Genomic DNA, 16,332 nt, shown 5'->3' with positions numbered 1-16,332 from the left:
TTTTGTAATACCGCTATTTACGACGCTTGATGTTCTGTAGCTTTAGCCAGCCAGGCTTTTGTGAGCGATTGAGCTCATTTAAAATAGTAGTCGCTTTTTCAATGGTGATCCGAAAGTCTGCAATATCTTTGTAGATCTGCACTGCAATTTTTTTTCGTTTGACTGCTGCACCTGCATCTAAAAACGATTCAAGAAGCTTACTTAAAAAGTGTGATATTGCAGAGCGCTCACGAGTATCATTATGCTCTTCAAGACGCAATTGCTGTTTTGCAAGTTTGCTTTTTATTTGACTCAATTCAGCTTGGCTATATTCACTTTGCGCATTTGGTAGATTTGCCAGAATGTCCACATGTTCCGCTAAGTACTGGCACTCAAGCACGCTGAGCTCCTCTTGCAGTAAAATTCGACTCAGTCCATGTCTAAATTCGGCTTGAGTAATATTATGGTGAGTTAAGCGCTCACAATGCTGATGGAACAGATGCCATTTTTGCCACATGTATACATACCCCAAACCCGCCCCTTTAATATTTTGCATACCAACGATAATTTGGTGTGTTTGAGGTAAGGCGAGTTGAGCAATGATTTGGTTCAAGCTATCTGGTTTAATATCACTGTTCTGAACTAAAGTACATTTGCGGGTTGCTAATTGCTGCGCGATGTCATGGGCAAGCGGTTTTTGTGTGGTGAGATCTTCACATGCTAAGAGCGACTGGGCCAACTCGTTTGCTTCAATCTTCTTAAACAGCAAATAATGATTCTGCGTTTCTAAGTCTAACTTGGCCTTCAAAGCGGAAATCTCAGAGGGTGATATGTCACTGCACTTGGGGGCAAACTTTTCAATTAAATCACTTAACGTTTGTGGTGATTGGATGAGGTTGAAACGTGTAAGTAGGGCATACAGAGCTTGTTTATCATTATTGACAAAAATGTTTTCTAACAGATTTTCTAGCGCGGTCAGAAAGTATTTAAAGAAGCCATCAATATTTGTACCGATAATGACAATCTGATCAATGTGTAAGTCATTGGCAAGAATATTTGCAAACACCTGAGAGCGAGCAACCCTATCGTTTCTATTGTTGATAAGGGCAATAACTTGGCCGTTTTTTCCTTGTTCTACAATATTTAAGCGTTTCCAATTTTCGATGGTTGCCAGTTTTTCATTCGCCGACATACTATTAATGAAGGTCTGGCTAACGTGGCCATATTTTGCGAGAGTAAACTGTTGTAATACTCCCACATCAGGAATAACTCGTGATGCGGTTTCTTTGTACACATAATCCTTATTGATGCCAATGTACTGCGCCATTTTACAAACCAACGCGATGTTGTCAGGATGTTCAACATAGGGATATTTTGCAAGAATATCGGCGGTGATTTGGTAGCCATCCCCCCAGTGGTTTTGGATCAAAGAGGTATTCTTTTGTTCTGCCGCCAAATTGAGCACTGATGCCATGTTCTGCTCAGAGGTAAAAACTTGGGTATTGTAGCCAAGAAATGCCGACATTTCTTTGGCCACATCTAGTCCAGTTGGCCCCAAAATATCCTCATGATCTGGGTAAGCATTGGTAATGGTGGCAAAATTGTCTTTCATCCATCGCACAAGAATTTTTACGTATCTCGGTGTTAATCCCATACATTCCCATAAGAAAATGTCTGCTTTGACTTGTTTGGCAAAGTGCAGCACATCGGCTTGCTCCCAAATACTGGCTTTATCAAAAGGTCGAAAGAGCGGGATTTCATATTGCTCACCAGATATTTTGGAATAGATGAGCATGGCTTCACAGCCAGTTGTTTTACTGACAACTTTAAGCGCCATACTGCTAAAAAGTGCCGATTTAAGGCGTTCTGTACCTGATTTTCCTCGAGTACCCCAGCCACCGATTGATACCGGAATATGTCTTCTATTACGCTTGATTTTTTGGCTTGCGACAATGTGTCGCGTCCAAAAATAGCTGATAAATGCCAGCACAAAAAATACCAGTTGAGAGATGCTATTTTGGTAAATGGCATCCATGTATTCTTTGAAACTACTCCATATTGTCAGAAAAACAGAGGTGATATTGGTTCGATTGTAGAGACGGTGAATGTCTTTAGGAACTGGAAACTGTGTCTCAGCTATATCTCCATAGCCAGTAAATTGCATGGTAAATCCCAATTGCTCGAGTGTTTCGAGGTACTTCTGCTGTTCAAGCTCATTACCTTTACGCAGTTGATCAAATTCAGAAAACTGCCATGAAATGACCCAATAAGCTTTGAGACGTTGCCACAGTGTTGGCGGCGGTAAGACCGATAGAATGCCATCTGGCGTGTAAGTTTTAGCGGCCTGTTTGTGATGATCGTTAATCAGTACGCTGAGCATAAAGTCTAACAGTGGTAAGTGAGGGCGACTCGATTGCTCTGTGATATTAAATAAAAGCTCTCCAGGCACTTTGGTTTCACTGATTTCAGCAGTGGTACAACTAGGTACATGAACATAGACACTGGGGTTTTTGGCCTTGGTATGTGAGTGGCTTTGCCTTTTATCTGTGCTTGGGTGTCTGATCTCATGAAGAATACGCCACAATCGACGCACCTGCTTATAACCCTGTTGGATCCGCCATCCGGTTTTTGTGCGGTTGGCGTTGAGACTCTGGCCATGTTGAGCGAGATAAGAAAGCGCCCGACCTAATTCATCCTGGGAGCAGGTAATTAATGTATCGCTTTGCTCATTCGCTTCAAGAGAAGCGTTGAGCTGAGCAACTAGCGCCTGATGGTAAAAGCTACTCAATTGCTCCCTAGCTCTTGTGATATACCGACACACTGCGATATTTTCTTCAGAGGCTAAACAAGCGTTGAGCGTGTCTATAAAGCGCTTAAAGCAAGCTTGTGGTTCTGACTCACCAAGCTGCATATTCAGCATGATCCTCGCACTTTGCTCAAGAGCCAAACGCTTTAAGGGTAATGGTTGCTTACTCATTAACGTTCGCTGCCACCAGTCAAATGAAAAATCATCCTGACAGAACCTATCAGCAGACAGCTGCTTGATTAGTGTAAATCGCACTGCGTTTTCAGTTTCTTGCTCGAACCGCTCCGTCAATAGTGACTTTGCAAACGTGTGAGGGTAAAACTCCACATACTCAATAGTGACCTGACGCACTCGAGGTAATACGTGTTTGCTCAGTGCTGTGAGAATCTTTAGGTCTTGCTCAGTGAGGGTGCTCTGGCTCACAAGTATTTTTGCAAAGGTACTTACTATGTAGAGTAATTCAGCATCGATTTTTGACGGAGAGTCGACTTCGTTGGCTTCGGCTAACATTGACCACATATATGCACGGCTAAATGTTGGGCGCTGATGAATGAGTAGTTCAAGAATGTCAACGACGGCTTGATAGGGCATGTTGTCAGCTTCAAGAAACTCAATGAGCTTGGCTATCAGCTCACCATCTAATTCAGGGTCGCCCTCTAGCTTGTTGAGCGTCGCGACCATATTTACCAACGCTCGGATTAAGCCGTGGCGAATATGCTGATTTTGGCTGTTGGCTAATAAGGTTAAACAAAATGGTTGTAAATCTAATCGCTGCCAAGCGCTTTCTAGGTTTGTCTGGTGCGTTTGTAGATAACGGTTTGTCAGCGTTCCAAGCTTGGCGATTAGAAACTTAATTTGTTGCCCCATTGTCGCTACTTTATGCTCATAACGAGCCACGACAGCACCTTCATCAAACCAACGTGAAAATGCTTTTTTATCTTGTACTAGCATTGACTTAGTGGCACCCAGCTCTTTGGCATACGCTAAAATGTGGAGGGCTTTTTCCGCTGCAAATTCGGATTTAGCGATCCTTTGTACAAAGCTGGTATGGGAGACATCTAGCTGCAATATTTGCTCGTGTAGTGTCTCAATCTTATGCCTCAAAAAGGCAATGGATTGCAGGACGAGCCAATCGGTTTCATCTTCGCTTTCGGGACGATTATAGAGTAGCTCCCATGCACATAATTCATCAATTAAAGCATTATACTTATGTTGATACAAATTAAGCCAAAACTGTTCAGTTTCGGCAAAAAATAAGGACTCTAATTGATTTTTTAACACATTACTGGTCATGTAAATCTTGCTCTAATAAATGGCCTAGCTGCAACGACTCAAAGACGATTTCATCATGCGCGTATGGCGCGAATCCGGTTTGTTGTAGATTGCCTAAATGGACTTGAAAACCAATTTGGTGAGTGTTGTTAAACCAATCTTGTGTCCACGTAAGGCTGAGCCAGCCTGCGGTATGTGTGCTAAAGTCAAAACCCGTTTGCCAACCTACCTGGGTCAAGTACTGCCAAGTCGGGTTTGGACGGTGTTGATCCGCAAATACGTATCTTGATGTCAGACCTAAACGGAAAATATGACCTTCATGATATTGATTCCAATTAATTGAAAGTAACATATTATCAAAGGTTTGCCAGTCTTGATTAGATGTCAAAGTCGCACTGGAGTCAATATAACTATCGACCCAAGGTTGATAGCGTAGCCCTGCATGTGCTTGCCAACCGTGCCGGTGGTTGTTGCGGTAGAAGGTATACATATCAGGGCTAATTTGCGCATCGGCTATAAACTCATCTTTGTTGATACTGGTGTAAGTATAGAAAGGCTGCCACCACCAAATGCTTCTAAATCCCGAGTTATAGCGATGTATTTGTCCCAGTTTGCTAGATAAACGAGATGTGAGGTGATTGTCGCTTAACGCTGTGGAGTTTTGCCAGCGATTACGTAATTGAACCTCAGCAAACCAATTAGTGTACTGCGATAGCCAGTCATATTTGCCATTGATTGAAAATGTATCTTGATGATGATTATCTAAGGTATAAAACGTGTCCAGTCGATACCAACTATTTTCCTCTTTAAGTCTCAGCGAAAGGCCGAGATCTAAGGTGATGCGGTTGGGGGTTGGTTCTGTTGTTTGGACGATGTCGTCACTATCAAATACTAAAAATCCAGCGATACCCATTTGGCTTTCATCCATTTCGAGGTGAGGATTTTGGTATGGCGTAAGCATCGCGTTAAGATCAGGGCGCACTTGTGTATTGAGATGTACATCCGGTGTTGGAGTTAAGTTTACGCGTGATAGTGTGGGACTTAAAGACCAAACTGACATCCGCACGAGTGCAGCGGCACCTGTCGCGGTGAGGCTTACTTGCCCCGCAGGGTGGAAGTAATTGGCCTCCTTTCTCGTTCCATTTTCCATGCTTTCGATTCTTATTAAGCTATCTTGCGAAAGCGTTGCAGTGACAGGCGTATGTTTATCTGAGCGATAAAAAATTTGGCGAGTATCTAATTCAATATCATGCCAGCGGCCTCCACTGTAATACTGGGGAGTGATCCCGACCATCTGCCCAGAGATTGGGTTTAGCCAGCGTAATTGTATGTGACTCGCTCTGGCTTCATCCGGTTTAATACCATGAGTAAAAGTCTCACCGGCCTGTAACGTTAAAACAGTGCCAGAGCCATGGCCAATAAGTTCAACTTGGGCGGGTGGTGTACTGACTTGCATCGCATCGGAAAAGCGCAATGTGATGCGAGTTTGCAAGTGTTGATACTGTGTAAAGTCAATGGTCAGTAGCTCATTTGCACGAAGCTGTAACCCTGAAAGCGGGGTTTGTGTGAGATGGGCTGTGATTTGATCTGCATAACTTTTTGCTAAGTCGGCTTCAGTGCTAACTTTTTGAGTCCCAAGGTAACTTGTATATTGCTGGACTGGACGCCACTGCCCATAGCGCAGCAGGCGAGCATATAATGCTTGATGCGTAATATTGTCAGTTAAGCTTGTGTGTAAGCGCTGTAGCGCTGAGTGATATTGCTCATTGTTCAGCGTTTGTTGGCTTAAATGGTATAGGGCGTTTACCGCGACTTCTATTACTGAAAATTCAGTACTGACAATGGATTGAGCATCACTGATAAGTTTCACGGCTTGGTTATCGGCAGGGGTTGCTGCCGCTAGTGGTGGTGTTATCTGAATATCAAGGAAAAGTTCACTATTGCTAAATAAGTGGATACTTTCTCCCGCCGCTAAGTTTATCTGCTGTCGTGTGGCAATAGACAAGCGAGTATTGTCAGACTGTAACTGCATATTAGCAGGAATATCGGCATAGACAGGCAGTAGATTTATTGCTTTATCCTGCTGGTAATATAGCCATTGCGTATTTTTATATTGTTGCCCCTGAAATGCTGTGCGTGCGCTTACTTTCAAAGTAAGGGGAGTATTTGCTGTTAACTGTAACGCTTCACCTCGATCTACACGATATAATTGCGTTGGTTTGTCTATGGTATGGGCAAGGTGCTGACCATGATGACTTAAACTATATTGCGGTGAACTAATCTGATTAGATTGAAGTGTAGCTAGCAGCTGAACTTGATATTGTGCCAATAACATTGTCTGGCTCATCCACAGCGCTTCTTGATGCGCGCCAGATTGTATCAAGTAATCTAATTCAATGTTGTCACATTGATACTCAGTGATATAGGGGCTATACCCCGCACATAGCCCAGCTGCTTGTATATAATCTGTTGCTTCCACGTAGTGTGTCAGTAATGTATTAGCAGCATATTTCCTTAGCATGTCTGAATTGCTCAGTAGCAGTGACTTTAATAGTAACTCAGCATTTCCAGTGCGCGCCAATTGGTTCAACACATCAATATTAAGCTGCCATGCGAGCAGGGTAACTTGTTCGTTATAGCCATTAAGAAAGGGTTTAACTTTAGCCAATGTCTGTATCGGTAATGTGCTCGCCTGCATGCGCAGCTCAATAAGTGATTTGGTCGCATGAAACTGTGCAGCGCTAGTTAGCCCCAGATTTAGCTTTGGTGGTCTCAGAGTTGTCAAAGAGAGATTGTAACTGTTAGCTCTATTGTTCCTGTTATGCGTCAATAATCGACTGATAAACTCACTACTACGTAAGCCTTCTTGAGTCATCGCGTTAAACTTAGGAAATGGTTGTAGTCTATTTACCGCAAGTGCAACATCACGCTTTAGTATGCTTCCTTGAACGGTTATGAATGTTGAAGCCGGATGGATAGGGAGCGTTAAGCGTTGAAAATGCGCACTTGGTGAAAGGTGTAGTCTGTACTGGTCATGCTCTGTGTGTAATAGCAACTGTTGTTGCTGCGTTGCACGAACAAAGACGGTGACGGCATTGTCGATGATAGGGATGTCATCAAGATGATAAGTGAGCGTACTTGAGGATTGCGTATAGGCAATATGTTGACTTCCAGTGACCACTTTAACATCATCGGTTACGCTACGACTACCCAACGTGACGGCGACGTTCGCTGCTTGGGTGGTGAGTTTGTTTGGGCTACTTGGGGAGACAAAGCTGAGTGAAGAGGTAATACCCCGCAGGGCTTGCTTTCTCGCAATTGTTAGCACTGAGTCAGTAGCTGCTGTCTCAACATCGGTTCGGTCATTGCTAAAATACAAGCGCTGAAGTTGACTATCTAATTGTTGGCTCCAGTACGGATTAAAAAGAGTCTCTAGTTGTTTTTGCCCGGCATTGTCATCAAATATCCCACGGTGCATTTGCACTACATTGAGGTAGACAGGTACAGAGCTTGTTATAGTTAAGTAGCTGCCTTGTGGTACTGCGACATAGTCTTGGTTAACTAGTCCTGCTTTTGGTTGTAAGTACTCAGCTGCATGTAGATCTGAAACAGAAATACGACTAATCACTTTACCATTAACCTTCACAGTCACGATACCGTTTTGGATTACTTCATGGAGATCCTTTCGCACTGTTATTTTTAACTTTTTAGCTTGCGTAAAAAAGACCGTGGTTTTGTCGGTTGGTGCAAGGTGGTACCACCTCTGCGTACTCTGAGCGATTTGCAATACCTTAGTATCTAGACCTGGCAATGCTAAGGCGCGCCTAAAGGGATCGCGATGACGATGTACATTACCTTGCCAAAGAGCCAATAATTGTGCTTGCTGGCCATGATAAGTCACCTCAATTAAACGATGTTGCCGAGCACTGCCAAGTTGACATCGCTGTTCCACACACAACCACTGTGTTTTATCAATTTGACGCAGAAGCTTTGGTGTTTCGCCTATCCTAAATTGAAAGTTGTCAAGCGCCGCAGGCTTGATCACGAGCCAAGCGTGGGCGGGCAGGGCTAGCCATTGACTTTGCTGTGGCTCAAAATGACGCTGAGCACTTGCTTGAAGGTGTGCCATACGTTGCAAGTCTATCCACTGTACACCAGTTTGCACAGCAACTTCTCCTGCGAAGGTGAGCTTGGCAAAGAGCAGTAAAGTGATTAGATAAGTGATCGCACGCATGAATTAAATTGCTCTAGCTGTTGATTATTTTTAGTTAATTGCTTTCTTATTTGATAGCTTAGTTCAATATGGATAAAGCTATATTTGGGCAGATCTAGTTGATGTAAAATATTTTTTGTACCACCGAGCTCTTTAACCTCTTGCGGATATACCATCACGCGATAACCTTCTTTGGCTAAACAGGTCTTTAAGTTCCATAGCGCGGCATTATTCTGTTTTCCTTGGCTGAGTATAATGTCACTGCTTCGACCGGCATCAGTTTTACGTTTCTTTTTACTAAATCCATGAATTTGAAATATCTTTGCGTCTTTGGAGGCTAACATGAAAGCAACAATAGCGGCACTGTGTAAGTTATTGTGCTGTTTTGCATAATCCATTGATTGTTGAGTGTCATCACGGTCGTATCTATGTTTGGTATTCGCCAGTAGCAATTGGCACGTGCTTTCAAATAGAGACTGCCCGATGACTAGAGTATGTTTATCATGAAAACGGTGTGGTACAGATACAACACATGGCAGACGTTGTGGTGCGTAATAAAGTTCACCGTGCTGCTCACCGCTTTGCTTTGGCATTAAGTGAAACTGTTCACCTGACTGCACCAGCTGCCACCCATTGAGCGCTTTAGGCTGAATAAGCCACTGCTGCATCGTGGTACTATTTGGCACGGCCGCGCTTGCAGGCAAAATATATAAAAAACAGATCAAAAAATAAATATTAATGTGTTTCATGCTGCCACCAATTTAGTGTTGCGTTTGGATGGAGGTACGCCTCTATCACACTTATCCAAACATCATCAGAGAAGGAAAGTGCCAGTGTGTGCGGCGCCTTTACATCATTGAACAAAGGCAAAGTTATACTTGGGTACTCTACTAATTCACTGTATTCGGGATTAAAAAACAATCTGCTTGCATCATTACCTGAATGTAAAACATAGTGTTTATTGGTAATAGTGTATTCAGTGCTAGGCATAGAAAGTTTGGTGCTATCTAGTGTGGTTTTCACTCTAATTTCTTCTCTAAAACCCGTGCTAAATACTTTGATGATAACAGCCGAAGGCTGAGTATCAGCATCACCAATAGCAAGTCTTAGCGGGTCTGATTTATCGACCTTATACACTCTTACCTTGCGTAGTGTGCGAGGAGATCCTTTATTGATGTAGAGTGCTTGTATTGAGCTGTCTTGCCGTTCAAGCTTTAGCGTTTGTAAAGGCGCTTCAAATAGCTTAGGTTTACTTGTTTGTTTCACAATGACGCTGGTGGGGTAGCCGGTTGTATCCGCCAGAGTATAGAGCTCTGAGTGTGTTACTGCTCGATATTCAAATTCTTTATTAGGTACATCGGTGTCAAAGTACGTTTGTTGTATTGGCACCAAGACAATATCCGAAACCGGCAAAATATGGTCTAGATTTTTTGTCGCGTATTGTGGCAAGGGGCTTGGGATCTCGGGAGGTGCTTCAAATAAACGCACCGCGGTGATCTGCTCGTGAGAATGAAAGAGGTAATGATTGTCTGCTTTTTGACTAAACCACGCATCAACCCCTTGATAAGCCGTGTCGGTCGGATTGCAAATGGTTTCGCAGCGGTGTCTTACATAATTGAAGCTAGAGCTACGAGTTTGTAATTTCACCATGGCATTGTCTGCTTCTACCCTAATTTTATTCACTTTGTTAGGAAGAGTTAAATAGCGCTTCTCTTCTTGTGTGATAGGTAAGCGCTCTGTTGACTGCGTGATCAGTCGGTCGTATAAAGACAGTGTTACCGCTGCGTTAAATGTGTATTTTCCCACCTCTTTGTCATTATGTAACAGGTAAAGAGTGATCTGTGTCCCCGCTGGGGCACGCCAGTCAAGAGCAATCTCACTGTTTGGGGTGACATAATAGTACACTGGTAAATCAGCTCGCAGGTCATAATAATAGCTGTGTAGCAAAGGTATTGGGTCGACGTCATTACTAAATACACGTACATTCGTTGGCGCATTGGCGCTGATTGTTACCAGCCCCGTGGGCAAATTGCTGAGCTTTAATTTACCTGATGTGGTGAGTGTTGGGTGGAGCTGGCTGGGCGCGCTTATTTGGCTTAAGTCATGCCACTCTAATTCAAGTTTTGCGTCTTCAAAACTGTCTACTGTGTATGCTTCCCCTTCAAAAACCCGAAAGCTCAATTTCATCTTTTCGGATACGTGTAAGTTATCTAGATTCTGCTGCGCAGAGAAATCATGGTTGAGTACGTTGTAGGGGAGCGACTCATAGAGCAAGTCTGCACGAAAGTCGATATTCGGCACCCCTTGTGGAGCTAGCTTTTGCCAATCCAGCATAATGGAATTATACCTTTCTTCATTGGTTAGCGCATTTTCACCAATGGTATGGTAATTAGTCATGCGTTCTCGCCACTCTGTTGGCCTTTTCAACCATGCTTTTGCAGGATCAGTTATGCTATTGCTAGTTTGGGCATGGACGCGAACCACCACGCCCTTTAGTTGTGGATCCTCTGGAATTAATTTGAGCGTAACGCGACTGGCTTGCTGTAACTCTTCCTTATTGAGGTAAAAAGATTGCCCTGATGATACCGCCAAGGCTTCTCTATTTTCTATGAGCTGTTTAATTTGTTGCTCTGCATCATTTGCAGCGACCTTAGCTGCATGATGGTAAACCCCATGATAAACCAAGGAATTTCGGGCATCCAACAAGCGATATTCGATAGCATAATTTACCGGTGTATCATCACTTGGGGAGGACTCAAATATACCATTTGATAGCACTCTTACCGACATAGTACGAGAAGGTGAAAAGGAAAATGTCAGTTGTGCATCAGTATTTAGCCAGTGCACATTAGAGCGGATATTAAATAGCGTTGAGGTGTTTGTTGGCTCCGCGGATTTTAGCCACACATAAACATTAAACCCTTGCCACATGGCTGCCAACAGAAGCGCGATTAAAATCAAAAGACGTAAGGCAAGGTTAATCCAATACATAACGTCCCTCTTGTACTGCTGCGCTATAACGGGTGATATCTATGACTTTGTTTCGCCTTGGAAAGTAGAGCGCCAATATCAATCCATCTCGTATAAACATAATGCCGAGCTCAGTGTTTCGCTGCGCAATAAAGGCTTGTAGTTGGCAGGTATTTTTTCGAGCACATAATGCACTGAGAGCCGGTAAGTGCTGCGAATGCGTGTATTGTTTTTTAGCACTTTGTAAGGCGTCGATAAATAAGGCGTCTGGGTCATGCCAATCTGTCGGAGAAAGTGTCAGCAAATCAACCTTTTTGAGAGTTGGAGAATGTGATATTGCCAACAAGCGCTGTGCTAACGCATCGTCAGATACGGCAAAATTTGACTTAAAGTCTGATGCTAACCACAGTGCAGCAAGTTCGCTGTTGGGGGCAAACAGTTGATAGCCAGATTGAGGAGTGGTTCCCAGCTCTAGCCCTCTTGTGGCGCGTTGACCCATGACAGTTTGTGTGTTCACGCCCAGCTTTTTGAGTGCGCGTTTTAACTGGCTGAGTGTTTCATTGTGAATGGGATTAGGTGTTGTAAATTGAAAAGCCAATGCTGAGGGTCTAATGCTTGATGGTGCGCTATGACTACGGATCTGTAAATTTAACAATGGTTTTTCATAGAAGTAGCGTTGGGCACTTTGGTAAACTACGTTGAATAACGAACGGATATTATCAGCGGCCATCACATTTGCCTCTACACTGGTATATGGATGAGCGCCCGCGATAGCAAGTAGCTTTGCCTGCGTGGAAATAAATAGTTGAGTAGAAAAGCCAAGCGTATTGCTCTCGAATAAGGGTCTTGGCACTGCAATTGTCAGAGCGGGTTTTGCGAGCACAGAAATAAAGTAAATTCCTTGTCCTAATTCATAAGCTTGGCTATTTTCAAGTGGTGAAATAGCGACAAATTGCCCTTGTGCACTGTCAATCAGCGCCAGTTGGTATTGGAGTAAATTTGCAATGCGGTTAATTTGGCTAAGCCTAACTTTAAAAGTGTTAGGTGTGGCTACGATATCTGGATTTTGTGTGATGGCAAACAATGGCCTTAACACTTCGTATTCCCAAAGTGCAGCACTGGTATCACTAAGAGGACTGAACGCTCCACTGCCTTTGGCGCTAATATGAGTTGAGAATTCATCGATGAGTGTATGGATGGGAGTATCTATAGTCTTAATCTCATCTTCCGTTATACCAGCATTTTGCATTCCATAAGCGCTAAGCAATGTTGAATAGCTATCCGAGCTAAGATAGGCCTCAATCATTGCGCCTTGGAACTGTTTATGTGGCAGAACCGTAGTCGCAGCAGTACCAAAATAGCTTTGCTGGATCCCCAATAGCGAGGCCAATTCTGATTGTTGAACTGAGGCTGGTACGGTATTGAAAATCCACATTTGTTTACTATCTTTTAACTTGTGGCTGTGCATCATCTGACTAACCTGACGGTTAATTTCTCTCAGTTGAATGACTTCAGACGATGACATGGCGATAAAGAAGTCGTGGAAAAATTCACTTTGTTTGCTTTGGTTATCACTGTTTTGTATAGACTTGGCATTACCAAATGCCATGCCGCTACTTTGCCAATAAGAAAACAAAAGATGTGCAGCTTCGCTTGCTAAGCGTTCAGTTGTGGGGTAAGGAACGCTGATTATATGATTTTTCTTAGCTGCTAGGTTAATGATAAACAAACCTCTTTTATAATTCTCCTGGGTGTCTTTTATTACCAATAACGCTGCGGTTTGTTGTAGTGAAAAACCCGCCTGTTGTAACAAAGCCGCCGCTTTTACAAAAGATGACTCGCTATTTTCTTTGAGTAATATAATGGCCTGTTTAAATTGATTCCTCTGTTGCTCGGTGACGTACTGACTGACATTGATGTCGGTGGCACTTTGAGTATAAAGCTGACTCTTGTAGTCACTGACTACTTGATTCAAAGAAATATCTTCTATCTGTGAGACCACCGCGGAGCGTTCAATTTTTACAAATAAGCTTGGGATCACCATAATGGCAAAGCCGATACAAATCGCAATTAAACCGCCGACAATGGATGTTTGAAATGTTGCCCGTAACACCAAACCTAAGGCATTTTTTTGGTAGATTTTCAGCGCAAGCAAGGTCGATAACATATAACCAAAAGCAAAAGTATCTGTTACTTTGATGCTAGGAAAGTAAGCGACAACGGCATAATTTAAAAAAAGTTTGTAGAAAAAACCAAGGTTGAAAAAGAGTAGCATCAACCTTGCGCCCTCAATATTAGCATGCTTTAAACGCGTGAAATTTAAAATGAAATAACCAAGCGTCAGTATAATCGCTGTTTCGGCAAAAGAAGTGAGTAGTTTTGTTGGTTGCATGAGCTGTAGAGCCAATAAAGCTGGCAACATAATGCCATTAAATTCCCAGCCATACTTTAGGTTAGCACGCGAAGCGATAAAGGCTGTTATCACCAATATAATATAGGCTTTAGGCGCGGCGATAATAGAAGCAGCAACAGCTTCATACATTACTGCTAGGTTTGCGATACTAAAGTTAGTGAAGGTCATAAGACCAAAGCGGATGACTACATAAGTGACCACAAGCTGGATTGCGGTTACTTTGATGCCATATCTAAACCCGCCATTCCACATAACGTTTGCTGTCAATGCGATAATGATAAGGCCTAGGCTGTATAGCTGAGCTGCATAGTCAAAGGTAATATCCCACTGCAAAAAGTAGCTTGCGACTTGAGGCCAAAAAAGCACATCCATACTGACACGTACGAGAATGCTAAGGAGCACAATAGCAAAAAACCTATCTCTGCCAAACATTTCTGCGTAGCCAAAGCGCTCAACTAGGGTTTTGGCAAAAAACCGCATTAACCCATATACCACAATGGCTTCAATAATAATTACCCAAGCAGAAGTAGGGCTGACGATAAATAACGGCACCAAATAGCCCGGCACTACGAGTCCCGTTAATGGAAAGCCAAACCTAAGATTAAAAAAGGCAACCACTGCTATGCCTATCCACACACAGGTGATAACCGATTGACCGAGTCCACCAGCGCTTGGAAATAGAGCGAGTGACCAGTCCACTACTGTTCACCCCACTTAAGAAACTGTACTTGGTCGTCTGATGAAAATTGTCGGGATAGTTGGGTTACAAACTCAGTACGATCATCGACTTGCTGAAGCAACTCCCCTAAGTCAATAAATTCAAATAAAACCCCACTGGTTTCGAAGGGAGCGCTTGTATTAAGCCCTGTAGAGCCTTTAACAAGGGTACGGATACAGAGTAGGTATGTATGATTATCGAGATAAATGGGCAACACTACCTTGCCGCGCTGCAAAGTTAAATAGCGTAATTTCCCTTTTGCCACTTCGTTATCCATTGAGGTACAAAAGCACAATAGATCAAGTGCAGACATATCAAAAACTGATAGTCCATGACGCCTAGCAAATTGCTCTAAAGACTCGTTTACCTGCACTATCTGACCAAACAAATTATATAAAATGCTGGCGCTTTGTAGCTGGTTAAAGACATGCTCAAGCGAAGTCAATTTTTGATCCATCTCGCTCACTGCATCTTTGATTTTATGACTCAATGGTGCTTTAAGTGAAAACGTTAAGGCGCGAGCCAGCATACCTTTTTGATTTTTACGTTCGGTCGTAAATACTTTATAGTGAAAAAGCAGCTCACCAATTTGATGAGCAAACAGGTTCACATTTTTAATAAAGGCTTGTTCGTCAAAGTGTTTTTGAGGTATTACAGTTAACGCCCAAAACCCTCTAATATCTCCTGCATACATTAAAGGGGCGATATATTGTTGTTCATTTTCAGCCAGATCTTTAAAGAATACCCGGGTGATTTTAATCGTACCAGACGCCTTTATTGCATCGGAATAGGGAACTCGCTCGTAATCACGTCGCATCTCGACAATGTCACTCAGCTGACAATTAAGCGCACGTACCTCCGAAACACGGTGATCTCCTTCAAGGCGGGTAAGAAAGATACTTTTATCTAAATTTAGTTGCTGGTTTACAAGCTGAATGATGCTATCCCAAGGTTCTGGGTGTTCAAGAAAGTGACGCGGCAGGTAGCGCCCTAACATCCGCTGCTGGATCAACGTGATAATTGATTGCAGGTTTTCTTCTTCCGACCATTTCAATGAAATGAAAACCCACAATAGAGTTGACCATATTAGCGTGATTAGTTCGCCTATTGGTAATAAGACTGCATACCAATAGTGGGCAGCGAACCCCAAGATCAGTAGCAGCCCACTCATACAGGCTGCGATTAGCACATTGATTAGCGTTGTATTTCTTTGATACCAAACTAGAAGTAGTAATGTGGCTATGAATACAAAAGTGATAACAATGCTTTTGTCTAACGGTTTGATAAAACTATTAGCAGCGAAGTTGTTGGCGATGAAAGCTTGCAGGTAAACTGGAGGAAGTGCCTTATCAGTAAAAGTGCGAGGAGCGTTAAGTAAAGCAAAAGGAGAGTATTGCGCAATTAAGACAACTTTATCAGTAACTTGAGAAGCAAACACATCACCATTTAATACTCGTTCAGCGGTAAACTTTGGCAGGGAATAATAAGATAAAGAGTAATCTATGATTTTGTTTTGGTAGGTTCCATGCTCAGGAAAAAGCACGTCCCATAGTACATCACACGGCTGTGGTGGAGGGATAATACTGACCGCGCTGCCATACCAGTTTTGAGTCTCTGGTAAGCATAGGTTTGGGTTATTAAGAGGATAGTAAACAGCATCATGCTTACTGCCTGTGTCTTGTGCTAAAGCTACATCGGAGTACACCACAATACCTTTCGGGTCATATGCAGACAAAGTATTGATTAGTGACTCATGTTGCTGCTGTAAGTTTTTTGCCTCAATGACAACAATCTCTGTGGCTTGTGTTTTATTAAATTTGGAAAACCATTGTAATCCAAACAGATTGATCTGCTTGTAGACGCCAGTAAATGAAAGCAATGCTAAAAATGCAAATAAACCAAGAAATAGCCAAAACTCGCGCTGGCGTCTTACAAAGCTTATTTGGCTGAAAATAGACATG

General features: G+C 42.9%; 6 protein-coding genes. All 6 read right to left on the bottom strand.

Features of this window, described 5'->3' with window-relative positions:
* Positions 1-13: 13 nt before the first annotated feature.
* The 6 genes from F9Y84_RS15705 to F9Y84_RS15680 are packed head-to-tail and all read right to left on the bottom strand — an operon-like array spanning position 14 to position 16,331.
* Complete coding sequence (locus F9Y84_RS15705; RefSeq protein WP_147389138.1) at positions 14-4,078, bottom strand: poly-gamma-glutamate synthase PgsB; 4,065 nt, start codon at positions 4,076-4,078, stop codon at positions 14-16.
* Positions 4,068-8,291 (bottom strand): hypothetical protein, encoded by a 4,224-nt coding sequence (locus tag F9Y84_RS15700; protein WP_147389137.1) that lies wholly within the window; start codon positions 8,289-8,291, stop codon positions 4,068-4,070. The genes F9Y84_RS15705 and F9Y84_RS15700 overlap by 11 nt, the downstream gene beginning before the upstream one ends.
* The gene (locus tag F9Y84_RS15695) at positions 8,270-9,019 is read right to left on the bottom strand and encodes a hypothetical protein (protein WP_147389136.1); all 750 of its coding nucleotides are present in this window, start codon (positions 9,017-9,019) and stop codon (positions 8,270-8,272) included. The genes F9Y84_RS15700 and F9Y84_RS15695 overlap by 22 nt, the downstream gene beginning before the upstream one ends.
* The gene (locus F9Y84_RS15690) at positions 9,006-11,261 is read right to left on the bottom strand and encodes a hypothetical protein (RefSeq protein WP_147389135.1); all 2,256 of its coding nucleotides are present in this window, start codon (positions 11,259-11,261) and stop codon (positions 9,006-9,008) included. Before F9Y84_RS15690 ends, F9Y84_RS15695 begins: the two co-directional genes overlap by 14 nt.
* Entirely contained in the window at positions 11,248-14,352 is a 3,105-nt protein-coding gene (locus F9Y84_RS15685) for a poly-gamma-glutamate biosynthesis protein PgsC/CapC (RefSeq protein ID WP_147389134.1), read from the bottom strand. The genes F9Y84_RS15690 and F9Y84_RS15685 overlap by 14 nt, the downstream gene beginning before the upstream one ends.
* Positions 14,352-16,331, bottom strand: a complete 1,980-nt coding sequence (locus F9Y84_RS15680; protein WP_147389133.1) for a CHASE2 domain-containing protein — start codon at positions 16,329-16,331, stop codon at positions 14,352-14,354. The genes F9Y84_RS15685 and F9Y84_RS15680 overlap by 1 nt, the downstream gene beginning before the upstream one ends.
* Position 16,332: the final 1 nt, after the last annotated feature.

This window comes from Pseudoalteromonas peptidolytica, assembly GCF_012641745.1.
Lineage (GTDB): Bacteria > Pseudomonadota > Gammaproteobacteria > Enterobacterales > Alteromonadaceae > Pseudoalteromonas > Pseudoalteromonas peptidolytica.
The sequence above is the reverse complement of the archived record's forward strand: the minus strand, read 5'-3'. Positions and strand labels throughout refer to the sequence as shown.